17 protein-coding genes are annotated in these 22,349 nt (G+C 71.5%); 7 read left to right on the forward strand and 10 right to left on the reverse strand.

The window, feature by feature from the left end:
- Positions 1–156 precede the first annotated feature (156 nt).
- Positions 157–912 (reverse strand): crotonase/enoyl-CoA hydratase family protein, encoded by a 756-nt coding sequence (locus A6A25_RS17825; RefSeq protein ID WP_073891480.1) that lies wholly within the window; start codon positions 910–912, stop codon positions 157–159.
- A complete protein-coding gene (locus A6A25_RS17830) occupies positions 909–2,501 on the reverse strand; it encodes an acyl-CoA dehydrogenase family protein (RefSeq protein ID WP_073891482.1) in 1,593 nt (530 codons plus the stop codon). Before A6A25_RS17830 ends, A6A25_RS17825 begins: the two co-directional genes overlap by 4 nt.
- An 89-nt stretch (positions 2,502–2,590) precedes the next feature.
- On the opposite strand from A6A25_RS17830, the gene A6A25_RS17835 reads away from it, so the two are divergent.
- Positions 2,591–3,955, forward strand: a complete 1,365-nt coding sequence (locus tag A6A25_RS17835) for an FAD-binding oxidoreductase (RefSeq protein WP_073891560.1) — start codon at positions 2,591–2,593, stop codon at positions 3,953–3,955.
- Between the two features lie 14 nt (positions 3,956–3,969).
- Positions 3,970–5,205: a class I SAM-dependent methyltransferase gene (locus tag A6A25_RS17840; RefSeq protein WP_073891484.1), complete on the forward strand. Its 1,236-nt coding sequence runs from the start codon at positions 3,970–3,972 to the stop codon at positions 5,203–5,205.
- A gap of 66 nt (positions 5,206–5,271) precedes the next feature.
- Here A6A25_RS17840 and A6A25_RS46345 read toward each other — a convergent pair whose 3' ends face one another.
- A complete protein-coding gene (locus A6A25_RS46345; RefSeq protein WP_274534323.1) occupies positions 5,272–5,400 on the reverse strand; it encodes a hypothetical protein in 129 nt (42 codons plus the stop codon).
- Between the two features lie 13 nt (positions 5,401–5,413).
- Here A6A25_RS46345 and A6A25_RS17845 point away from each other — a divergent pair, with 13 nt between their 5' ends.
- Positions 5,414–5,812, forward strand: a complete 399-nt coding sequence (locus A6A25_RS17845; RefSeq protein WP_073891486.1) for a hypothetical protein — start codon at positions 5,414–5,416, stop codon at positions 5,810–5,812.
- A gap of 22 nt (positions 5,813–5,834) precedes the next feature.
- On the opposite strand, the gene A6A25_RS17850 is transcribed toward A6A25_RS17845, so the two are convergent.
- Entirely contained in the window at positions 5,835–7,940 is a 2,106-nt protein-coding gene (locus tag A6A25_RS17850) for a putative bifunctional diguanylate cyclase/phosphodiesterase (protein WP_143193232.1), read from the reverse strand.
- A 215-nt stretch (positions 7,941–8,155) separates the two neighbouring features.
- Here A6A25_RS17850 and A6A25_RS17855 point away from each other — a divergent pair, with 215 nt between their 5' ends.
- Positions 8,156–9,025 (forward strand): NAD(P)-dependent oxidoreductase, encoded by an 870-nt coding sequence (locus A6A25_RS17855; RefSeq protein ID WP_073891490.1) that lies wholly within the window; start codon positions 8,156–8,158, stop codon positions 9,023–9,025.
- Between the two features lie 104 nt (positions 9,026–9,129).
- Here A6A25_RS17855 and A6A25_RS17860 read toward each other — a convergent pair whose 3' ends face one another.
- From A6A25_RS17860 to A6A25_RS17870, 3 genes are read right to left on the reverse strand one after another with little or no spacing between them, the layout of a single operon-like run.
- The gene (locus tag A6A25_RS17860) at positions 9,130–9,897 is read right to left on the reverse strand and encodes an ESX secretion-associated protein EspG (RefSeq protein ID WP_073891492.1); all 768 of its coding nucleotides are present in this window, start codon (positions 9,895–9,897) and stop codon (positions 9,130–9,132) included.
- Positions 9,894–11,507: a PPE domain-containing protein gene (locus A6A25_RS46350; protein ID WP_073891494.1), complete on the reverse strand. Its 1,614-nt coding sequence runs from the start codon at positions 11,505–11,507 to the stop codon at positions 9,894–9,896. The genes A6A25_RS17860 and A6A25_RS46350 overlap by 4 nt, the downstream gene beginning before the upstream one ends.
- Positions 11,508–11,520: 13 nt before the next feature.
- Positions 11,521–11,937 (reverse strand): hypothetical protein, encoded by a 417-nt coding sequence (locus A6A25_RS17870; RefSeq protein ID WP_073891496.1) that lies wholly within the window; start codon positions 11,935–11,937, stop codon positions 11,521–11,523.
- A 157-nt stretch (positions 11,938–12,094) separates the two neighbouring features.
- Between A6A25_RS17870 and A6A25_RS17875 the strand changes: the two genes are divergently transcribed.
- The gene (locus A6A25_RS17875) at positions 12,095–14,836 is read left to right on the forward strand and encodes an AfsR/SARP family transcriptional regulator (protein ID WP_073891498.1); all 2,742 of its coding nucleotides are present in this window, start codon (positions 12,095–12,097) and stop codon (positions 14,834–14,836) included.
- A 121-nt stretch (positions 14,837–14,957) separates the two neighbouring features.
- On the opposite strand, the gene A6A25_RS17880 is transcribed toward A6A25_RS17875, so the two are convergent.
- A complete protein-coding gene (locus A6A25_RS17880; RefSeq protein WP_073891500.1) occupies positions 14,958–16,610 on the reverse strand; it encodes an FAD-binding dehydrogenase in 1,653 nt (550 codons plus the stop codon).
- A 71-nt stretch (positions 16,611–16,681) separates the two neighbouring features.
- Here A6A25_RS17880 and A6A25_RS17885 point away from each other — a divergent pair, with 71 nt between their 5' ends.
- Positions 16,682–17,155, forward strand: coding sequence for a cupin domain-containing protein (locus tag A6A25_RS17885; RefSeq protein ID WP_073891562.1), 474 nt, complete (start codon positions 16,682–16,684; stop codon positions 17,153–17,155).
- Positions 17,156–17,432: 277 nt separating this feature from the next.
- On the opposite strand, the gene A6A25_RS44070 is transcribed toward A6A25_RS17885, so the two are convergent.
- Entirely contained in the window at positions 17,433–18,239 is an 807-nt protein-coding gene (locus tag A6A25_RS44070; protein WP_073891502.1) for a hypothetical protein, read from the reverse strand.
- A gap of 279 nt (positions 18,240–18,518) precedes the next feature.
- Here A6A25_RS44070 and A6A25_RS17895 point away from each other — a divergent pair, with 279 nt between their 5' ends.
- On the forward strand, positions 18,519–21,761 hold the full coding sequence (locus A6A25_RS17895; RefSeq protein WP_073891504.1) for a S8 family serine peptidase: 3,243 nt from the start codon (positions 18,519–18,521) through the stop codon (positions 21,759–21,761).
- Between the two features lie 127 nt (positions 21,762–21,888).
- On the opposite strand, the gene A6A25_RS17900 is transcribed toward A6A25_RS17895, so the two are convergent.
- On the reverse strand, positions 21,889–22,308 hold the full coding sequence (locus A6A25_RS17900; RefSeq protein WP_143193233.1) for a hypothetical protein: 420 nt from the start codon (positions 22,306–22,308) through the stop codon (positions 21,889–21,891).
- Between the last annotated feature and the right edge of the window lie 41 nt (positions 22,309–22,349).

The following is a 22,349-nucleotide window of genomic DNA, read 5'->3' on the forward strand; positions in this document are numbered from 1 at the left end:
CGTTCAGAACGGGCGTGTCCTACCTTCGGAACACCCGAGTTGAACGCTCAGAACAGCCGCGGCGGTCGCGAGCGTTCAACTCGGGTGTTCTGAACGTAGGACACGCCCGTTCCCAACGTAGGACACGCGCGTTCCCGACGTAGGACACGCGCGGGGTTAGAAGTGGCCGTGGCGGCCTTCGCCCGAGTGGAAGCGGCGGAGGCCTTTTTCCACTTCGGCGAGGGAGGTCAGGCCGTGGTCCAGTTCGTTGGCCAGGGCGGTGTCCTCGGGCAGGTCCTCTTGTTCCAGCAGGGACAGGCGGTCGTGGCGCAGGCACAGCTGGGGGAACGCGGCCAGCTCCAAGGCCAGGGACTCCGCGGCGGAGCGTGAGGTGCCGGTGGGCACCAGGCGGTTGACCAGGCCGATGGCCAGGGCTTCGTCAGCCGCGACCGGGCGGCCGGTCAGGATCAGGTCCATGGCGCGCGACGTGCCGATCAGGCGCGGCAGCCGCACGGTGCCGCCGTCGATCAGCGGCACGCCCCACCGGCGCGAGAAGACGCCGAACACCGCGTCCGAGTCGGCCACCCGCAGGTCGCACCACAGGGCCAGTTCCAGGCCACCCGCCACCGCGTGACCGGAGACGGCGGCGATGACCGGCTTCGACAGCCGCAGTCGCGTCGGACCCATCGGCCCGGACGGCGACGACGGGTCGTTGCCGCGAGGGGAACCCAACGCCTTCAGGTCCGCACCCGAGCAGAACGTGCCGCCCTCGCCGTGCAGCACGGCCACCGCCGCCGAAGGGTCCTCGTCGAACTCCCGGAACACCTCGGTCAACGTGTGCGCGGTCGGCCCGTCCACCGCGTTGCGCACCGCGGGCCGGTTCAGCAACACGGTGAACACCGGCCCGGACCGCTCCACCCGAACGACGCTCACAGCTTCGGCAACCCCCGTTCCACGATCGCACCGAAGTCGACCCCGCGCGGCAGCGTGCCGAACGCCACGCCCCAGTCACCGGACAGCCGCGACGCGCAGAACGCGTCCGCCACCGCCGGGTGCCCGTACCGCACCAGCAACGCGCCCTGCAACGCCAACGCCATCCGCTCCACCAGCCTGCGCGCCCGCACCTCCAACTCCGAGGTGTCGGTCAGCTCATCCTTGATCCCGTCGACCGCCGCGTCCAGCCGCCGATCGGCACCGCGCGCCGCGTCCAACTCGCCGAAGAACTCCTCCACCGCCTCCGGCGAACGCCCCAGAGCACGCAACGCGTCCAGCGCCGCCACGTTCCCCGACCCCTCCCAGATGGACATCAACGGCGACTCGCGGAACAGCCGGGGCATCCCCGAGTCCTCGATGTAACCGTTGCCGCCCAAGCACTCCAACGCCTCAGCGGCGTGCGCGGGCGCCCGCTTGCACACCCAGTACTTGCTCACCGCGAGCCCCAGCCTGCTCCGGGTGCCCGCCAGCCACAACGCCACCGTGGTCGCCGCCTCCGACTCCACCGCGAGGTCGGCCAGCACGTTGCGCATCGCCGGCTGGTCGACCAGGTACGCGCCGAACGCCTTGCGGTGCGCCGCGTGGTGCGTGGCCTGGGTCAACCCCAGCCGCATCCCGGACGCCGAGCCGAGCACGCAGTCCAGCCGGGTCATGTTGACCATCTCGATGATGGTCCGCACGCCCTGCCCCTCCTCGCCGACCAGCCACCCGACCGCGCCGTCGTACTCCAGCTCGGCGGACGCGTTGGACTTGTTGCCGAGCTTGTCCTTGAGCCGCTGCAGGAACATCGCGTTGCGCGTGCCGTCGGGCAGCACGCGCGGCAGCACGAAGCACGACAGGCCGCCCGGCGCCTGCGCCAGGGTCAGGAACAGGTCCGACATCGGCGCGGACGTGAACCACTTGTGCCCGGTCAGCACGTAGTGGTCACCCACGGGCACGGCACGCGTCGTGTTCGCCCGCACGTCCGAGCCGCCCTGCTTCTCGGTCATCGACATGCCCGCGATCAACCCGCGCTTGGACGACGGCGCGCGCAGCCCGAAGTCGTACTCGCGCGAGGCGAGCAGCGGTTCGTACCGCGCGGCCAAATCGGGCGTCCGGCGCAAAGCGGGCACGGCCGCGTACGTCATCGAGATCGGGCACCCGTGGCCCGCCTCGGCCTGGCTCCACACGTAGAACTTGGCCGCGCGGGCGACGTGCGCGCCCGGCCGGTCGTCCCGCCACGGCGCCGCGTGCAGCCCGTTGGAGACGGCGGTGGTCATCAGCTCGTGCCACGCGGGGTGGAACTCGACCTCGTCGACCCGGTGCCCGTACCGGTCGTGGGTGTGCAGCGCGGGCGGGTGGGCGTTGGCGAGTCTGCCCAGGTCCTGGACGTGTGGCGTGCCCGCGAGCACGCCGAGTGCGCGTACCTCGGGCTCGGCCCACTCCGCCCCGCCGCGTCGCAGGCCGTCCAGCAACGCCGGGTCGGCGGAGACGTCGTGGCCCTCCAGCGGCGGGACCTGGTTGGTCACCTCATGAGTGGCGTGCGTCATAACCGCCTAGCGTACTACCCGTCGGTAACTTGAAGGGTTGCCGAATTTTGGGGGTGCTGATCAAGCCACGGCGGCCTAACGTCGGTGCCGTGAGGGATCACCCACGGCTGAGCCGGGAGTCTGACCACGAGCGGGCGGTGGCCGCGTTGCGCGGCCAGTACGGGGCCGTCCCGGCCGGTGCGCCGGTGCGCCTGGCCAAGTCGACGTCGAACCTCTTCCGGTTCCGCGCCGACCAGACCGGCGGGCTCGACGTGGCCCGCTTCGACCGGGTCCTGTCGGTGGACGCCGCCGCGCGGACGGCGCAGGTCCAGGGCATGACGACCTACGAGCACCTGGTCGACGCCACCCTGCCGCACGGCCTCATGCCGCTGGTCGTGCCGCAGCTCAAGACGATCACGCTGGGCGGTGCCGTGGCGGGCCTGGGCATCGAGTCCAGCTCGTTCCGCAACGGCCTGCCGCACGAGTCCGTGCGCGAGCTGGAGGTGATGACCGGCGACGGCGACGGCGAGGTCGTGGTCGTTGGTCCGGGCGACGACTTGTTCCGGGGGTTCCCGAACTCCTACGGCACGCTCGGCTACGCGCTGCGGCTGGAGATCGAACTGGAGCCGGTCAAGCCGTACGTGCGGCTGCGGCACGTGCCGTTCGCGGACGCGGCCGAGTGCGCCGAGGTGATCTCCGCCGTCTGCGCGGAGGGCTCCTACCAGGGCGAACCGGTCGACTTCATCGACGGGACGGTGTTCAGCGGCCGCGAGCAGTACCTGACGCTGGCGAACTGGACCGACACCGCGCCGTTCACCTCCGACTACACCGGCAACGGCATCTACTACCGGTCCATCCAGCGGCGCAGCGTCGACTACCTGACCGTGCGCGACTACCTGTGGCGGTGGGACACCGACTGGTTCTGGTGCTCGCGCGCGTTCGGCGTGCAGCACCCGGTCGTGCGGCGGCTCGTGCCCAAGCGGTACCTGCGGTCGGACGTGTACCGCAAGGTCGTGGCCCTGGACCGGCGGTACCGGCTGACCGCCCGGCTGAGCAAGGCGGTGCAGGAGCCGGTGATCCAGGACGTGGAGATCCCGGTGGACCGGCTCGCCGAGTTCCTCGACTTCTTCCACCGCGAGATCGGCGTCAGCCCGGTGTGGCTGTGCCCGGTGCGACTCCGGGATCGGACCGGCTGGCCGCTGTACCCGATGGACCCCGACGAGCTGTACGTCAACGTCGGCTTCTGGTCGGTGGTGTCGTTGCGGCCCGACGAGGAGCTGGGCGACCGGAACCGGCTGATCGAGGCCAAGGTCACCGAGCTGGGCGGGCACAAGTCCCTGTACTCCGACTCCTACTACGGCGAGGAGGAGTTCTGGGACAACTACAACGGTTCGACGTACCAGGATCTGAAGAAGCGGTACGACCCGGCGGGCCGGTTGCCCGATTTGTACGCCAAGTGTGTTCTCCGTAGGTGAAGGGAGCCGGGGCCATGCGGTTGGCGGAGGTGTTCCAGCGGGCGGTCGGAGGCGGCTCGTCCGTGCGGTTCAGCGCGTACGACGGCAGCCACGCGGGGCCGGCCGACGCGGGGGTGAGCATCGAGGTGCGCACCCCGGAGGCGTTGTCGTACCTGGCATCGGCGCCGGGTGAGCTGGGGTTGGCGCGCGCGTACGTGACCGGGCACCTGGAGATCATCGGTGACGTGTACGGCGCGTTGAAGCACCTGTCCGAGATCTCGTTGGCGGAACTGCCCTGGGGCGAGCGGCTGGAGCTGCTGGCCACACTCGGGCGGACGAGGCTCGGCACCAAGATCGAGGTGCCGCCGCAGGAGCGCCGGTTGCGCGGTCTGCGGCACTCCAAGGCCCGTGACCGCGAGGCGATCGCGCACCACTACGACGTGTCGAACACGTTCTACGAGTGGGTCCTCGGGCCGTCCATGGCGTACACCTGCGCCGTGTACCCGACCGCGGAGTCCAGTTTGGAGGAGGCGCAGTTCGCCAAGCACGACCTGGTGGCGCGCAAGCTCGGGCTCAAGCCGGGGATGCGGCTGCTGGACGTCGGCTGCGGCTGGGGCGGGATGGTCATGCACGCCGCGCGCGAGTACGGCGTGAAGGCGCTCGGCGTGACGTTGTCGCGCAACCAGGCGGAGTGGGCGCAGAAGGCCATCGTGGAGGCCGGGCTGTCCGACCTGGCCGAGGTGCGCTACCTCGACTACCGGGACGTGCGGGAGACCGGGTTCGACGCGGTCAGCTCGATCGGCCTGACCGAGCACATCGGCAAGGCGAAGCTGCCCGCGTACTTCCGGTCGTTGTACGGCAGGCTCAAGCCCGGCGGGCGGATGCTCAACCACTGCATCACCCGGCCGGACAACCGGCAGCCCGCGCGGACCGGCGGGTTCATCAACCGGTACGTGTTCCCCGACGGCGAGCTGGTCGGGCCGGGGCACATCGTGTCGCTGATGCACGACACCGGGTTCGAGGTGCGGCACGAGGAGAACCTGCGCGAGCACTACGCGATGACGTTGGCGGCGTGGTGCGAGAACCTGGAGGAGCACTGGGACGACGCGGTGAGCGAGGTGGGGCTGGGTCGGGCGCGGGTGTGGCGGCTGTACCTGGCCGCGTCCCGGCTGGGCTTCGAGCGCAACAACATCCAGCTGCACCAGGTGCTGGGCGTGAAGCTGGACGGGACCACGTCGCACATGCCGCTGCGGCCGGACTGGCTCGGCTGACGGGCACGCGAGAGTCCAACGTCCAGAACGCGAGTGTCCAACGTTCGGAACAGGTGAATTCAACGCTCAGGACAGCCGGTCGACCTCGGCGTCCACCGCGCGGCGGCCGAAGGTGTTGACCAGCGACAGGTAGAACAGCACGGGGGCGGCCGGCGCCCAGTAGTCGCGCCGGTCGTCGCGCAGCAGGTACTCCACGACGTCGCGCGGGGTGAAGCGGACCAGGTCGAACTCCGAACGCCCGGATCAGGCGTTCCGGCTGCGCGCCGTCGTGCACGCCGGCGAGGTGCACTACGACCGGTGGAGCAGTTACGGGGAGGCGCTCGACCTCGCGTGCCGGTTGCTCGACTCGGCGAGCTTCAAGAACGTACTGCGCCGAGTGCGTGAACCGCTCGCCGTTGTGGTGTCCGAGGACCTGCACCGCTCGTTGGTGCGTCAGGGCTATCCGGGGATCGACGTGGCGGCGTACGAGAAGGCGGTGGAGGTGCGGCTCGGCGCGGACGACCACGCGGGCTGGGTGCAGGTGCCGGGGTACGCACCCAGGCTGCTCCTGGTGGACGTGGCCGAAGTGGAACGGGGGCGGGCCGGTGTCACCGCAACCAGGCGATGACCACGAGCGGGCCGAGTGCCTATCAGGACTTGCCGAGAATCGCGCGGACCTCGTCGAACGTCAGCAGCGTCGACCCGAACAGCGGCCCCTGCGCCCCCGTGACGCCCAACTCCGCCAGCCGCCGCGCCTCGAACTCCGTGCGCACGCCCGCCGCGTACAGGGGCAGGCCCAACGTCCCCGACCAGGTGAGCAAGCCCACCGCCGCGCTCTCCACCAGCGGGTCCGCGCCCTCGGCCAACCCGTACACCGGCGATCCCTGGAACTTCACCGCCGTCAGCGGTATCCGCCGCACCCGGTCGATCGGCACGTTCCCACCGCCGACCTGGTCGAGCATCAGCCCCACGCCGTGCTCCGCCAGGTACGTCAGCTCTTCCAGCTGGTCCTCGTTGACCAACGCGGGTAACTGCTCGCTCAGCTCGAACCGCAGCAGCCGCGCCGGCAGCCCGCCGTCCCGCAACGCCTGCCGCACGGTCGCCACCAGCTCCGGCTCCTGGCACTGCCGCGCGGTCAGGTCCATGCTCAGCACGGGTGCCGCGGCGCCGAACTCCGCGTGCCACCGGCCCGCGTCCGCGCACGCCTGCGCGATGGCCCACTTGCCCAGCCGCGCCACCATCCCGGTGCACGTCGACAGCGACACCAGCTCCCGCGGGTCGAGCACGCCCTCCGTCGGGTGGTCCCACCGCAACCGCGCCTCGACGGCCACCAGCGCACCGTCGGCCAGCGCGTGCACCGGCTCGTAGTCGACCCGGAACTCGCCCTGCTCCAGCCCGCCGGAGATCGACGCCGCCAACCGCATCCGGGCACGTTCCCGCTGGTCACGTCCCTTGTCGTAGAGGGCCCACTGCGCCTTGCCGTCGTCCTTGGCCCACCGCACGGTCAGGTCGACGCAGCGCAGCAGCTCGGCGGCGTCCGCACCGCGTGCCGGCTGCACCACGATGCCGACGCTCGCGGTCACGCCGATGCCGTCGTCACCCACCCAGACGGGTTCGGCGAGCAGTTCGACGGTCGACTCGGCGAGCGCCACCACCGTGGCCACGTCCCGCGGGTCGTGGATCAGCACGGCGAACTCGTCCGGCCCGATCCTGGCCAGCTGCCCGATCCCGTTGAACACCGACCGCAGGTGCCCGGCGACGGCGGTGAGGATCCGGTTGCCGACGTCGTGCCCGAAGGCGTCGTTGACCACGCGGAACCCGTCCAGGTCGAACACGACCAGCGCGAGCGTGTCGGGGCCGCGGGTGCCGACCGCGCCCTCCAGCCAGCCGACGAACTGCGCCCGGTTCGCCAGGCCCGTCTGCAGGTCGTGCAGGCTCTGCCGGACCAGCTGCTTCTGCAGCGCGCGGACCTCGTCCAGGCTCTCGACCATGGTCACGTAGAACGCGGGTCCGCCGTCGTCGTCGCGGAGCAGGGCGAGGGCGATGAGCACGTTGACGGGGTCGCCGTCGGCGCGGACCAGCCGGGTCTCCGCGCGCACGTGCTCGTGACCGGCGTGCAGCAGTTGGGCGAGCTGGGAGATCACGTGGCGTTCGTCCGGGTGGATCAGGTCCCGGCCGAGTGACCCGACCAGCTCCCCGGGCGCGTGGTCCAGCATGGTGAGCAGGGCGTCGTTGCAGTCGAGGATCACGCCGTCGGCGTCGGAGACCGCGATGCCCAGCGCCGAGGTCTGGAACACGGCGCGGAACTTCGCTTCACCCGCCCGTGCCGCGGATTCAGTCGACCGGGTGGATCTCAGCTCGTGGTGGCGTTCCTGCTCGTCCAGCGTGCGGCGGCGCAGGGCGTCGGTGAACCCGGCGGCGACCGCGCCCAGCACGGCCATCAGGCAGGGCGTCGCGGTCGGCACGGCGGTGGGCAGGTGTTCGCCGAGGAACGTGAGCGTGCGTTCCAACGCCTCGGGTGCGACCAGGCCGTGCTCGACCAGGCCGCGGCCGACCTCGCGCGCCCGCGCCGTGGACCCGTCGTCGTGGACGGCGGCGCACAGGGTGTCGGTGAAGCCGGCGAGCAGGTCCGCCAGGCGTTCGTCGGGCGCGGTGTCCGGGGTGACGGCGTCGGGGGCGATGGCGGCGGCCCAGCGGCGTGCGAAGGTGTCCCGGTGTCTGCCGGGCCCGTCACCGAGTCTCGCTGCGCCTGCCATCGTCATTCAGCTCTGCCGGCCAATCGTTCGCGGGGGTCCACGTGCGCATTTTCCGACCATTCTTCACTCGAATGGGGTAATGCGGGACCGTTGGTCCCGGACAGCTTACTTCTCACCGACCGTGGTGCGACAAGACGATCAACACCGGTCTTCAGCAGCCCGTGATCTTGCCTGCACTTGACCTCCAGTAAACTTGAGGTTTTAGCGTCACGATCATGTCTGTGACCGTGTTGGGTTTGGGAGAAATGGGCAGCGCGCTCGCGGGGGCGTTCCTCGACGGTGGGCAACGGACCACGGTGTGGAACCGCACCCCGGGCAGGGCCGACCCGCTCGTCGCGAAGGGCGCGGTGGTCGCGGCGTCGGCGGAGGAGGCCGTCGCGAGCAGCGACCTCGTGGTGGTGAACGTCAAGGGCAACGACGCGGCGCGCTCGATCCTGGCGTCGGCCGGGTCGTTGGTCGGGCGGGTGGTGGTGAACCTGTCCGACGGGACCTCGGGCGAGGCGCGCGAGGTGGCTTCGTGGGCCGCGGAACGGGGTGCGGAGTACGTCCACGGGCAGATCATGACGATCGCGCCGGCTATCGGGCACGCCGATTCGGTGGTGTTCTACGGGGGCGATGAAGGTGCTTTTAACCGCCATAGGGCGGAGCTGTTGTTGTTGGGTGGGCGAGGGACGTTTCTGGGGGACGACGCGGGTGCGCCGGCGCTGTTCGGGTTGGCGATGAACGGCACGATGTGGGGCACGCTCAACGGGTTCCTGCACGCGGCGGCGTTGTTGTCGAGCCAGGGCGTGGAGGTGAAGCGGTTCGTGGAGGCCGCGTCGGCGTCGTTGACCGGGCTGCTCGGGTACCTGCCGTCGTTGGCGGAGGAGGTGGACCGGGGTGAGTACGCGGTGCCGTTCGGCGCGTTGAAGCACCACCTGCCCGCCGCGGACGACCTGGTGCGGGAGAGCCGGGAGCGGGGGATCGACGTCGAGTTCCCGTCGTACACGCTGGGGCTGGTGCGGGCCGCGGTCGAGGGCGGGCACGGCGACGACAGCTACTCGCGGTTGGTCGAGGTGTTCCGCTCGGGGTCGACCACGTCCTGAGCGTTGAACTCGGGTGCTCCGAACGTAGGACACACGCGTTCTGAACGTAGGACACACGCGAGAGTCGTACGTTCAGAACGCGTGTGTCCTACGTTCAGGGGCCTCTAGGAGACGGAGGCGAGGACCGAGGCGATGCGGGTGGCGATGCGGTCGTTGTCGGTCGGCGCGAGGCTCAGCCAGCCGTCCTCGTGCACCATCAGGTACCGGCCCTGGTTGGTGTCGAACCAGGTGATCAGCGCGCCGGCCCGGTCACGGCGGTAGCCGCCGCCCACGGTGACCCCGAACTGACCGCCGGCGACCCGGCTCGCGGCCAGCTCGCTGACCACGGTCGCGTCCTCGCGCGAGAGGCCCGCCTTCTGCAACGCCTCCCGCTCGTCCAGCTCGCCGCCACCGCCCCACGGGTCGTCGTCCTCGTCGTCCTGCTGCTCGTCCTGCAGCGCCACGGCGGCGTTCAGCGTCTCCAGCCGCAGCGACAACGCGCTGCCCGGCCCCGCCGCACCGTCCGGCAGCACCTCCACGATCGACCTGGCCAACGCCGTCGGCCGGATCTCCAGCACGCCGATCGAACCGCTGTCGACCACCGCCAACGCGGCCCGGTCACCGTTGGACACGGCCACCGCCCGCACCGCCCGGTCCACGTGCGCGACCGCGTCCACGGCCACCTCGTGGTCGCCGAGCAGCCGGAGCAGCGCGACCAGCCGGGGGTCGGGCTCGCTGTACGCGGCGAGCACCTCCTCCCGCAACCGCTTGCGCTCCTCCTCGGTGTCGCCCAGGCTCGGCACGTCCAGCGGGTAGGGCAGCCGGCCGAGGTCGAGGTGGTCCCACAGCACGTCCAGCTCGCGCGGCGTGAGCACGAAGTCGGGCTCGATCACGACTGGTCGCCCTTCTTCTTCGACTTCGCGCCGCCGATCACCGACGGGGGCAGGTTCTCGCCCGGCACCTCGAAGATGTCCTCACCGCGGATGTACGCCGCGGCCCGGTGCTCCTTGTCCTCGCCCTGCTGGCCACCGGCCGGTGCGCCACCCATCGGCGCGCCACCCGCCATGGGGGCACCCGCCGCCGCGCCACCGGGGCCGAAACCGCCGACCGGCATCGGCCCGCGAGCCGGCTGGCCGCCGATCGCGCCCGTCGAACCACCCGCGGCCATCGCGCCGGCGCCACCACCACCGGCGCCACCGGACCCGGTCGGACCGAAGCCGCCCGCGCCACCGCCGAAGCCGCCGGCACCGCCACCGCCGAAGCCGCCCGGTGGCATGCCCGGGATCCGGCCCGCGCCACCGCCGCCGCCACCACCGCCGGGCACGCCCTGGACCGGAGGCGTGCCGGGGCTGCCGGCCGGGACGTAGTTCGGCGGCTTCACGCCGGGCGGCAGCGTGCCGCCACCCTGGCGGGGCGTCACGTTCGGGTTCGCCGGCTGGTACGGCGGCACGTAACCGCTGCCGCCGGGCTGGTTGTAGCCGCCACCGGACGGCGGGGTGTAACCGACGCTCGACGGCGGGGTGTAGCCGACGCTGGACGGCGGGGTGTAACCGCCGCCGGACGGAGTGGTGTAACCGACACTGGACGGCGGGGTGTAGCCGCTACTGGACGGTGGGGTGTAGCCGCCGCCGGACGGCGGCGTGTAGGGGTTCGCCACCGGCACCTGGGCCGCCGCAGCGGCGGCCGTCGTGCCCTCAGGCCGGTACGCCTGCGCAGGCTCCATCGGCCGCAAAGCCTGCATCTGCTGGGCCGGCTGGGTGGCCGTGGCGCTCGAAGTCGCCGTCGAACCGCCGGCGCCGCTGCTCACGCCCTCCACGGCCGCGTCGGCCAACGTGGTCGACACCATGGCGCGCATCAACATGGCCGGCTCTTCGGTGCGGCCGGTGACCGGGTTGAACGGCGCGCTGAACCGCGGCGTGGTCTGGTCGACCGCCTGCGACTCGCGCTCCATCGTGGTCATGACCGTCACGGCGTGCTCGTGCAGCGCCCGCGCGTGGTCGTTCGCCGCCTGCACGTCGGCGGCGGAGCTGGCCAGGCCCTGGATGCCGCCCGCGGTGAACACGCCGGTGGCCTGGTCCCAGTTGAACTCGACCGGCTCGGGCATGCTGGCCCGGGCGTTCTCCATGATCTGGCTCTCGTCCTGCACCCGCTTGCCGACCTCGACCGCGGTCTCGGCGGTGTGCGTGACCCAGTCCGCCAGGCCCTTGATCGCGAGCCGCGCCGCGTCCGCCGCGTCGCCCGTCCAGCCGGACTCGCTGACCGCGACCCGCTCGTTGATCAGCCGCGCGGCCTCGGTCAGCTCGGCGCCGAACTGGCCCCACTCCGCGCCGAGCTCGCCCGTCTGACCGGGGTCGTTGTTGTTGTGCACCGCCTCGTACAGCTCGCGGTGCGACCGGGACGCCCAGTTCTGGGTCTCGGTCAGCACCAGGTCCGGCTCGTCCTCGTCCCGCGACCGCCTCGCCTGCCCGACGAGCAGGTCCTGCTCCACGCGCTCCGTCGCCATCGTCGCCAGCCCCTCAGTTCCCGCTCAGCTTGCGCAGCTCGACGCTGCTGTCGTCGTCGACCTGGGTGAAGTTGCGGATCGCGTTCTCCACCGAGTCGTGCGTCTGCTGGAGCACCTCGCGGTAGGCCGTCATCACGGCCACGAACGACCGCGGGTCGCCGTCCGCCCGGGTCTCGAACTTCTGCGCCAGCCGGTCGCCGACGGGGTTGCGGCCGATCGGCGCGGGACGGGCCAGCCGGCCGGCGCGCTCCAGCCACGAGTCGACCTGGTCCATCTGCTCCAAGAGCATCTTGCGCAGTTCCTCGCCGGTGGCGGGATCGAGCGACACCCGGCCGGAGTTCACGGTCTCCTGGAGCGCCACGACCTGGCCGTTGACGGTCGGGACCTCCTGGGGCGGGGCCACTTCACCCCCGGTTTCGGCGATGTACATCGGTATCCCTCGCGGAAGGCAGCCTGCTGGACGCAACCCAACGTCCACGGGTCCTCCAACGCCCGGCCAACGCGCGCCCAACGTGGTCCGCCGGAGTGCGGTGACGACTGTGGGAAACTCTTCGACTACACGGTGACAATGCCGAAAGGGCTGGCGGATGCGGGTGAACCTGCTTGGCCCCGTCGAGCTGGTTTCCGCAGGTGGGGAAGCCGTTCGGCTGGGCGCTGCCAAGCGGCGGACGGTGCTGGCGGCGCTCGCGCTCGAGCTGAACCGCGTGGTGTCCGGTGACCGGTTGTTGGAGCTGGTGTGGGACGGATCACCGCCGCCGCAAGCCAAAGCCGCCCTTCAGGGACACATCGCCCAGCTGCGCAAGGTCCTCACCGGTGGTGTCGCGCTCGTCACCCGTGCGCCCGGTTACGTGCTGACCGGTGAACGCGCGGCCGTCGACGTGCTCCGGTTCGAGGACCTGCTGGTGAGCGCCCGCGAGGCGGCGGACGAGGACGCGGTGCGGCTGCTGCGCGAGGCGTTGGCGCTGTGGCGCGGCCCGGTGCTGGCCGACGTGCCGGGCGACCAGTTGCGAGAGGCGGTGTCGGCGCGGCTGGAGGAGCTGCGGCTGGTCGCCGTGCAGGAGTTGGCGACCCGGCTGTCGCGGCTGGACCGGGCGGCCGAGGCGGTGGCCGGGCTGCGTGACGCGGTGGACGCCTACCCGTTGCGCGAGGCGCTGGTGTCGCGGCTGGTGCTGGCGCTGCACTGGAGCGGGCGGCAGGCCGAGGCGCTGGCGTTGTTCCACCGGACCCGGGAGCGGCTGGTCGACGAGCTGGGTGTCGATCCCGGGCCGGAGCTGCGCGAGGCCTACCAGACCGTGCTGGCGGGTGACACGGCGCCGACGACGCCGGTGGAGCGCGCCTCCGACCGGTCACCGGCCCAGTTGCCACGCGAGCACCGCGGGTTCGTCGGGCGCGAGGAGGAGCTGTCGGACCTCGGCGCGACGCTCATCGGGCAGGACTCGGCGATCGGCCTGCTGGTCGGCCCGGCTGGGGTGGGCAAGACGGCGCTGGCACTGCGGTGGGCGCACGGCGTGGCGGGTGACTTCCCGGACGGGCAGCTGTTCGTGAACCTGCGCGGGTTCGACGAGACCGAGCCGCTGGACCCGCGCACGGCGCTGGTGGGGTTCCTGCGGGCGTTGGGGCTGACCGACTCGCAGATCGCGGTGGACCTGGAGGACCAGGCCGCGCAGTACCGGTCGCTGCTGGCCGGGCGGCGGGTGCTGGTGTTCCTGGACAACGCGCGGTCGGCCGAGCAGGTCCGGCCGCTGCTGCCCGGCTCGGCGCGGTGCCTGGTGCTGGTGACCAGCCGGCACCGGCTGGACGACCTGGTGGTGACGGAGGGCGCGTCGTCGCTGCACGTGCCGACGTTGCCGGAGTCGAGCGCCGAGGACCTGCTGACGGCGCTGCTGGGGCGCCAGCGGATCGAGCAGGAACCGGACGCGGTTGCGGAGCTGGTGGAGCTGTGCGACCGGCTGCCGCTGGCGTTGCGGATCGCGGGCGCGCGGCTGGCGTCACGGCCGCGGTGGACCATCCAGTCGCTGGTGGACGAGCTGCGCGACGAGCAGGGGCGGCTGTCGGCGTTGTCGTTGCCGGAGGCGGGGCGCGGTGTGCACGCGGCGCTGGCGGTGAGCTACCGCGAGCTGCCGGAGGGCGCGGCGCGGCTGTTCCGGCGGCTGGGCCTGCACCCCGGCACGGACCTGGACAGCTACGCGGCGGCGGCGTTGCTGGACATCAACGTGGTCAGCGCGCGCACGCACCTGCGGACCCTGGCGTACGCGAACCTGCTGCACGAGTCGACGCCGGACCGGTACTCGCGGCACGACCTGGTGCGGCTGTTCACCCACCACCTGGCGGCCACCGAGTCCGATGTGGACAACCAGGTGGCGACCGGTCGGCTGCTGGACTACTACCTGCACGTGGCCGACCGGGCGCGGGCGCACCTGTCCGACCACGTGCGGCCGTTCGGGCCGATCGAGCACCGGCCCGCGTCGTTCCCGGAGCTGCCGTCGCACGCGGCGGCGCTGGACTGGTTCACGTTGGAGGAGGCGAACCTCGGGCTGGCGCTGGACAGCGCGGTCAACGGCGGGCAGCGGGAGCGGACGTGGCAGCTGGCGCTGTGCCTGGACGCGTTCCACTTCCGGCGCGGCAACCGGCTGGACCGGCTGGCGCTGTGCCGGATCGGGCTGGCGGCGACGCGGTCGCTCGGCGACCGGCACGCGGAGGCGACGTTCCTGCTGCGGCTGGGTTCGACGTTGGCCGACCTGGGCCGGATCGACGAGGCGATCGAGGCGTGCACGCGGGCGGCGGCGCTGGCCGACGGTGACCGGCACCTGGAGCTGGCGGCGCTGGCGAACCTCGGGTACTGCCTGATGGCCGACGACCAGCTGGACCGGGCGCAGGAGACGATCCTGGAGGCGCTGGAGGTGGCGCGGGAGGTCGGGGACAACCGGTCGCAGGCGAGCATCCAGAACAACCTGGCGAACGTGCTGCTGCGCAAGCACCAGCCCGAGGAGGCGTTGCGGCACGCGACGGAGGCACTGGGCCTGTTCCCGTCGGCGCCGTCCAAGGCGCACACGGCCACCCTGCACACCCTGGGCACGGCGTCGCAGCAGCTGGGCCGTGCCGACGAGGCCCTGGAGTCCTACCGCGCGGGCTTGGCACTGGCGGCCCGCCTGGGCGACCGCTACCAGGAGGCGCTGTGCCACCGCGCGATCGGCGACGTCCTGGAGCAGTCCGAGGGCCCCGCCGCCGCCCGACCGCACTGGCTGGCCGCCCTGCACCTGTACCGCGACCTGAGCCTGGCCGACGCCGACGACCTGTCCCGCAAGCTGGACCTCCCGGCCACCGCCTGAGCGTTCAACTCACCGGTCCTGAACGTAGGACACACGCGTTCCGAACGTAGGACACACGCGTGTGTCCTACGTTCAGGCCGCGAGTGTCCTACGTTCAGGTACCCCGAGTTCAACGTTCGGGTCAGGCGGTGGCCTGGGCCGCGGCACGGCCGGCGACGCGGCCCGAGAACAGGCAGCCGCCCAGGAACGTGCCCTCCAGGGCCCGGTAGCCGTGGACGCCGCCCCCGCCGAAGCCCGACGCCTCACCGGCCGCGTAGACGCCGTCCAGCGGGGTGCCGTCGTGCTTGAGCACCCGGGCCGACAGGTCGGTGTGCAGGCCGCCCAACGTCTTGCGGGTGAGCACGGAGAGCCGGACGGCGATCATCGGACCGGCCTTCGGGTCCAGCAACGGGTGCGGCTCGACCACGCGGATCAGCTTGTCGGTGATGAACTTCCTGGCCTCGCGCATGGCGTTGACCTGCATGTCCTTGCCGAGGCCGGAGATCACCTGCCGGTCGCGCTCCACGATGGTCCGCCGCAGCGCCGCCGGGTCGATCAACGACGTGCCGACCAGCTTGTTCATCCCGGCCGCGAGCTCCTCGGGCGTGCGGCCGAAGATGAACTCCTCGGACCGCTTCGCGAACTCCTCCACCGGCGCCACCGCACCCGGCATCGCCCGCTTCAGCACCGCCCGCACGTCCTTGCCGGTCAGGTCGGGGTTCTGCTCCGACCCGGACAGCGCGAACTCCTTGCCGATGATCTTCGAGTTGAGCACGAACCACGAGTAGCCGTGCCCGGTCTTCACGATGTGCTCCAACGCGCCCAACGCGTCGAACCCCGGGAACAGCGGGATCGGCAGCCGTGAGCCGGTCGCGTCCAGCCACAACGACGACGGCCCGGGCAGGATGCGGATGCCGTGCCTGCTCCAGACCGGGGCGTAGTTGGCGATGCCCTCGGGGTAGTGCCACATCCGGTCCTCGTTGATGATCTCGCCGCCGGTGTCCTGCACGACCTTGAGCATCAACCCGTCCACGTGGTCCGGCACACCCGACAGCATGTGCTCGGGCGGCGTGCCCAGGCGGGACGGCCAGTTGCGGCGCACCATCTCGTGGTTCGCCCCGATACCGCCGGACGTCACGATCACGGCCTGGGCGCGCAGCTCGAAGTCGCCGGACGCGGTCCGCGAGCTGGGCTCGCCCCGACCGGCCGTGCTGACCTCCAGCACCTCGCCGCGCACGCCGTCCACCGCGCCGCCGCTCGTGGTCAGCCCGGTCACGCGGTGCCGGAACTTCAGCTGCACGAGCCCGCGCGCCACGCCCTCGCGCACCCGCCGCTCGAACGGCGCGACGATGCCCGGCCCGGTGCCCCACGTCACGTGGAAGCGCGGCACGGAGTTGCCGTGCCCGTTCGCCAAGTACCCGCCGCGCTCGGCCCACTGCACGAGCGGGAACCAGCGCACGCCCATCGCGTGCAGCCACGGCCGCTTCTCGCCCGCCGCGAAGTCCACGTACGCCTCGGCCCACTGACGCGGCCAGTGGTCGGCGTCCCGGTCGAACGCGGCCGAGCCCAGCCAGTCCTGCAGGGCCAGCTCCGCGGAGTCCTTGACCTTCAACCGCCGCTGCTCCGGGCTGTCGACCAGGAACAACCCGCCGAACGACCAGAACGCCTGACCTCCGAACGAGGCCTCCGGCTCCTGGTCGAGGAGGATGACCTTGCGCCCGGCGTCGACCAGTTCGGCGGTGGCGACCAGGCCCGCGAGGCCCGCGCCGACGACGATGACATCCGCATCTGCCATCGGGCGAGTCTAGATCGAACCGCGGCGCGGGACGATAGTTGAACAAAATTCACTTTAAGGGGTGGTTGACCGTGTCGTACACGGGGGACGTCGGCGAGATCAGCGCGGTGTGGCGACCGGTGGCGGGGGTGGAGACCATCGACCGGCCGCTGGTGCAGAACCGACTGGTCGCCACCGGTGACGTCACGCGCGGGCAGTACGGGCTGTTCGACTGGCGGATGGAACCGCGGGCGGGCGGTGCCAAGCCGCACTTCCACCGCACGTTCTCGGAGTCGTTCTACGTGATCTCCGGATCAGTCCGGCTCTACAATGGTGACAATTGGGTAACGGGCACGCCCGGTGATTTCCTGTACGTCCCGCAGGGCGGTGTCCACGCTTTCCAGAACGACTCCGACGAACCCGCGTCGATGTTGATCCTGTTCGCTCCCGCCCCGCCGCGGGAGAAGTTCTTCCGGGAACTGGCGGAGATCGTGGATTCGGGCCGGCAGTTGACCGCGTCGGAGTGGGCCGAGTTCTACGCCCGGCACGACCAGTACATGGTCTGAGCTGCGGCGACGGTGCAGTAAAAGGCCGCCGGCCGCGCGGTGGGGGGAACCGTTCGGCCGACGGCGGTCGGGCGTGCGTGGGCGCACCTGCAACGTCTCGGGGAGAGGTGCCGCGCGTGGCCTTGGGGGGAGGTGCCTCGCGGGCCTGACGTCCGGTGCGGCGTCCACGTGCCGACCAGCAGTAGAACGGGTGGTGTCCGGCGCGTGTTCCCTCCGTGACGACAGGGTGTCGGGAGTCACGGTCCGTGGTCGCGATGGTGTGCCGCGGGTCACGGGATCAGGCGTCGCCGCGCAGTTCGGTCATCTTGGCCTCGGCGCCCGCGAGCTTGTCCCGCGCGGTCTCGGCGCGGCGCTTGGCCTTCGCCAGCCTGGTCGCCGCCTCGCGCTCGGCCTGCTGCGCCCGCCGCAGTTCGGCCTGCAGCGCGGCGGTGTGCTCCTCGCGTTCGACCAGGGCCTGCTCGGCCTCCGTGACGGCCGCGTCCGCCTTCCGCACGTCCGCCTGCGCGGTGCTGATGTCGTCCCGGGCCTGGGCCAGCCGCCGTTCCCGCCGCTGCTCCCGGCGCGGTGCCAGGTCGTCGCGCACCGGGGTCGCGGTCTCGCTCAACGGGCCGAAACCGGACTGCTCGACCGGCTTGACCAGCCGCCCGGCCCGGATGCGGGCACCGAGCACGGCGTCGGCCAGTGCCGCGGTCAACGTGGTGCGCACCTGCTGCACGGCGTCCGGCCCGAGCGGCTGGCCGGCGTGGCTCGCCAGCACCTCTACCCGTCGCACGAGCGCGCTCAGCACGGCCCGCCGCCGTGCGCTCAGCTGCCGCAGCGCACCGCCGCGCAACTCCTCCTGCGCGGCACGCAGTTCGTCACCCAGAGCGAGCGCCTCGGTCAGGTCGGACGCGCCCTCGCGGGCCAGCAGGTTCAGCGCCCACGCCGAGGAGGTCGGCTTGCGCAGCGCCGAGATCTGCTTGGCCAACGCCTTGTCGCCGCGGTCGGCGGCCACCCGGGCGTGGGCGTCGCGGGCCGCGACGAACTCCGCCGGCGGCAGGGCGTACAGCTCGTCGGCTATCCGGTCGATCGGTGCGGCGTCCACGATGGGACCAGTGTGCTCGCCATCGCGTTGATGTGCGATTTGTTACGGATTCCCCACGCTTCCGGATGGTTCACCGTTGACAGTGTTTGACATTCCGGCCGGTCGGCTCTTGACTGGAGTGGTCGCACCCGTTCCGGTCTTGTGCGGCACTTCTCGCGTGTTTGCGCAATAGCCCGTTCAGTCCAATGTGGACCTTCCTATTGGACTGTTCGTCCGATTGTTACCCGAGTGTCGGAGAGATGTGCTTGCGCCAATCTTTCCCCACGAAGGGTTTGCGCCGTGATCAACTCAGGAAGCCGGTGGAGACACCGCACCAGTGCGGCCTTGCTGGCCGCCGTGCTGGGCACCACTGGGTTCGGCTTCGCCGCCGGGTCGGCCGTCGCGCAAGAGGCGCCATCCGCGCCCGCGCCCGCCGACAAGCAGCTCGACAAGCAGGACCGGGAGCGGATCGCCGAGGCCGAGAAGGCCGGTCAGGCGAACGTCACGCTCCTCGTCGCCGCCGAAGAGGGCAAGCTGGACTCCGCCGCCAACGACCTCAAGGCGCTCGGTGGCGTGGTCGAGTCCACCGAGCGTGACGTCGACTACCTCAAGGTCTCGGTGCCGCGGGACAAGGCCGAGAAGGCCGCCAAGCTCGCGTCCGTGAACGCGGTGGACGTCGACGGCCTGGTCGTCCTGGACAACCCGCGTCCCGAGGGCGCCACGACGCCGCTGCCGCAGCAGGCGCCGGGCAAGGCGACGCCCAAGAAGAACCCCTACCTGCCGACGCAGGACACCAAGGCGGCGCACTTCACCGACCACAACCCCAAGTGGGACGGTCGCGGCACGACGATCGCCATCATGGACTCCGGCATCGACCTGGACCACCCGGCGCTGGCGACCACCACGACCGGTGAGCGCAAGATCGTCGACTGGTACAACGCCAACGCCACCAACTCCGGTGACGGCACGTGGCTGCAGGTCTCCGGCCGCTACAACGGCGCGTTCACCTCGGGCGGCAAGACCTACACCGCCCCCGCCGCCGGTGGCCCGTTCAGCTTCGGCCTGTTCCGCGAGACCGCGGGCGACCTGGCCGCGGCCAACAGCGAGGTCGGCGGCGACATCAACCGCGACGGCGACCGCGTGGACACCTTCGGCGTGCTGCAGGACATCACGACCAAGGAAGTCCGGGTCGACACCGACGGCGACGGTGACTTCACCGACCAGGCCGCGATGATCGACTACAAGTACAAGAAGGACGTCGGCCACTTCGGCACGGACAACCCGGCCACGCCGGTGCTGGACACCATCGCGTTCGTGGTGCAGACCGACAAGTCGAACTACGACGCGACCGGCACCGCCTGGGTCAACCTGGGCATCTCCGCCGCGCACGGCACCCACGTCGCGGGCATCACGTCGGCGAACAAGATGTTCGGCGGCAGGATGGCCGGCGCGGCGCCCGGCGCGAAGCTGATGGCCGTCAAGGTCTGCCTCACGACCCCGTCGTGCACCAACAGCGGCCTGATCGACGGTCTGCTGTACGCGGCGCGCAACGGCGCGGACGTCGTCAACATCTCCATCGGCGGCCTGCCCGCCCTCAACGACGGCAACAACGCGCGTGCGGAGCTCTACAACCGCACCATCGCCGAGTACAACGTGCAGGTGTTCATCTCCGCGGGCAACAGCGGCGGTGGCGCGAACACCGTCGGCGACCCGTCGGTGTCCACGGACGCGATGAGCGTCGGCTCGTACATCACCGCGGACACCTGGCTGTCCAACTACGGCTCGGTGACCAGGCAGCGCGAGGGCCTGCACGGCTTCTCGTCGCGCGGTCCGCGCGAGGACGGCGGCTTCAAGCCGAACATCGTCGCGCCCGGCTCGGCGATCTCGACCGTGCCGCAGTGGCAGACCCCGGGCCCGGTGGCGGGCACCTACGACCTGCCCGCCGGCTACGCCATGTTCAACGGCACGTCGATGGCCGCCCCGCAGGCGACCGGTGCCGCCGCGCTGCTGATCAGCGCGTACAAGGCCGAGCACAACGGCGAGCGCCCACCGGTCCAGGCGCTGCGCACCGCGATCCAGTCCGGCGCCAAGTGGGTCTCCACCCTCCAGGCGTACGAGCAGGGCGCGGGCCTGTTCGACACCAAGCGCGCGTGGACGCAGCTCAACGCGCACCCGCAGACGCAGGCGGTCAGCACCTCGGTGACCGTGAACACCGCGCTGTCGGGCCTGCTGGCCACCCCGAACACGGGCGTCGGCATCCACGACCGCGAGGGCGTCGTCGTGGGCAAGGAGTACACCCGCACGTACACCCTGACCCGCACCACGGGCCCGAACCGCAACCAGACGTTCAGGGTGAACTGGCAGGGCAACGACGGCACGTTCTCGTCGCGGTCCTCGGTGGTGCTGCCGCTGAACACGCCGGTGAAGTTCGACGTCAAGGTCAAGCCGACCGCGGCGGGCGCGCACTCGGCCGTGCTGCGGCTGGACAACGTGCTCACCCGCGGCATCGACGTGTTCACGCTGAACACGGTGTTCGCGGCGGACCAGTTCACCGCGGCGGGCAACTACGCGGTCACCAAGACCGGCACGATCGAGCGCAACCAGTCGAAGAGCTTCTTCGTGAACGTGCCCGCCGGCACGAGCGCGCTGAAGGTCGACATGGCGGCGGGCGGCACGGAGGCGGGCAAGGGCCAGGTCCGGTTCCTGCGCTACGACCCGTACGGCGTGCCCTTCGACTCCACCTCGTCGGTCAACTGCTACAACCCCGACGCGGGCGCCGGCTGTTCCGGTGGCACGCCGACCAGCCGCACGGTCACCAACCCGCTGCCGGGCACGTGGGAGATCGTGGTCGAGGCCCGGCGCACCTCCGACGCCGACGCCGCGCCGTACTCGGTGACCGCGTCCGTGCTCGGCACCGCGATCAGCCCGAACCCGGACACCATCGAGTCGGCCGTGATCGGCACGCCGATCAGCCGCGAGTACGCGGTGACCAACTCGCTGGCCGCGTTCAACGGCAGGCTCGTCGGCGGTTCCCTGGCCAGCGCCCGGATCGACCGCCCGACCATCGCCGACGCGGCGGTGCAGAACTACGACCTGACCGTGGCGCCGGGTTCGACGTCGCTGCGCGCGACGATCGGCAAGACCAGTGACGTGTCGGCCGACCTCGACCTGTTCGTCTACAACTGCACCACCGGCACCTGCGTGCTGGCCGGTCAGGCGGCGGACGGCGACTCGGAGGAGTCCGTGACGATCAACAACCCGGCCGCGGGTGCGTGGCGGGTGCAGGTCGACGGCTACGAGGTGCCCGCGGGCACCACGGAGTACGACTACATCGACCTGTTCGCCGCCGCCGGCCTCGGCACGGTCGCGGTGACCGACACCGACGCCGACCGCACCGCCGGTGCGACGTGGACGGTCCCCGCCACGGTGACCGCCGCCGGCCAGGCCGGTGCCGGCCGGGTGCTGCGCGGTGAGCTGACCGTGCAGACCTCGGGCGGCGCCATCGTCGGCCGCGGCGCGGTGATCCTGCGGAACGTGGCCTGACGCCACCCGCGAAAAGACCTCAGGGCCATTCCCGCCACGCGCGGGGGTGGCCCTGAGCCTTTTCCGCCGATCCGTCGGTCCCGTCGGCTGGCCCGTGACGCCCGTGACGCCTGGACCAGCCCGGTGGTCAGGGTGTGGGGTCGATGTTGCTCAGCGGCTCGTCCACGTCGACCCGGCTGATGCCGTCGACCGCAGTCACCTTCGCGACCGCTTCGACCGGGGCGGTGACGCGCACGTAGCCGATGGCGGCGTCGGTGGCCTCCACGGTGGCGCCCAGTCGTCGCAGGGAGGCAGCCACCTCGTCGGCCTTGCCCCGCTCGGTCGAGATGGTCAGCCCGATGGTCCGCGCGCCGTCGCGCTTGGCCTGTTCCAGCACTTCCACCCCCTTCGGGCTCAGCTTGGCGGGCGGCACGGACACCGACGAGACGGTGACCGGGGCGGTGGGCGAGATCGGCGTGCCGGTCGACCACGTCCCGGTCTGCGGCTGGGCCGCGCAGCCTGTCAGCACCAGCCCCGCCAACGCGGTCGTCACCACGAGTCTTCGCATGTGCCCTCCTGCGGCCGATCCTGCCACCAGGACGGAATGAG

Source organism: Saccharothrix sp. CB00851 (genome assembly GCF_001905065.1).
In the GTDB taxonomy this organism is placed as follows: domain Bacteria; phylum Actinomycetota; class Actinomycetes; order Mycobacteriales; family Pseudonocardiaceae; genus Actinosynnema.

Excerpts from the sequence above, each read along its gene's own strand:
- A6A25_RS17830 (WP_073891482.1), bottom strand. The coding sequence starts at position 2,501 with ATGACGCACGCCACTCATGAGGTGACCAACCAGGTCCCGCCGCTGGAG.
- A6A25_RS17840 (WP_073891484.1), top strand. The coding sequence starts at position 3,970 with ATGCGGTTGGCGGAGGTGTTCCAGCGGGCGGTCGGAGGCGGCTCGTCC.
- A6A25_RS17850 (WP_143193232.1), bottom strand. The coding sequence starts at position 7,940 with ATGGCAGGCGCAGCGAGACTCGGTGACGGGCCCGGCAGACACCGGGAC.
- A6A25_RS17855 (WP_073891490.1), top strand. The coding sequence starts at position 8,156 with ATGTCTGTGACCGTGTTGGGTTTGGGAGAAATGGGCAGCGCGCTCGCG.
- A6A25_RS46350 (WP_073891494.1), bottom strand. The coding sequence starts at position 11,507 with ATGGCGACGGAGCGCGTGGAGCAGGACCTGCTCGTCGGGCAGGCGAGG.
- A6A25_RS17870 (WP_073891496.1), bottom strand. The coding sequence starts at position 11,937 with ATGTACATCGCCGAAACCGGGGGTGAAGTGGCCCCGCCCCAGGAGGTC.
- A6A25_RS17875 (WP_073891498.1), top strand. The coding sequence starts at position 12,095 with ATGCGGGTGAACCTGCTTGGCCCCGTCGAGCTGGTTTCCGCAGGTGGG.
- A6A25_RS17880 (WP_073891500.1), bottom strand. The coding sequence starts at position 16,610 with ATGGCAGATGCGGATGTCATCGTCGTCGGCGCGGGCCTCGCGGGCCTG.
- A6A25_RS17900 (WP_143193233.1), bottom strand. The coding sequence starts at position 22,308 with ATGCGAAGACTCGTGGTGACGACCGCGTTGGCGGGGCTGGTGCTGACA.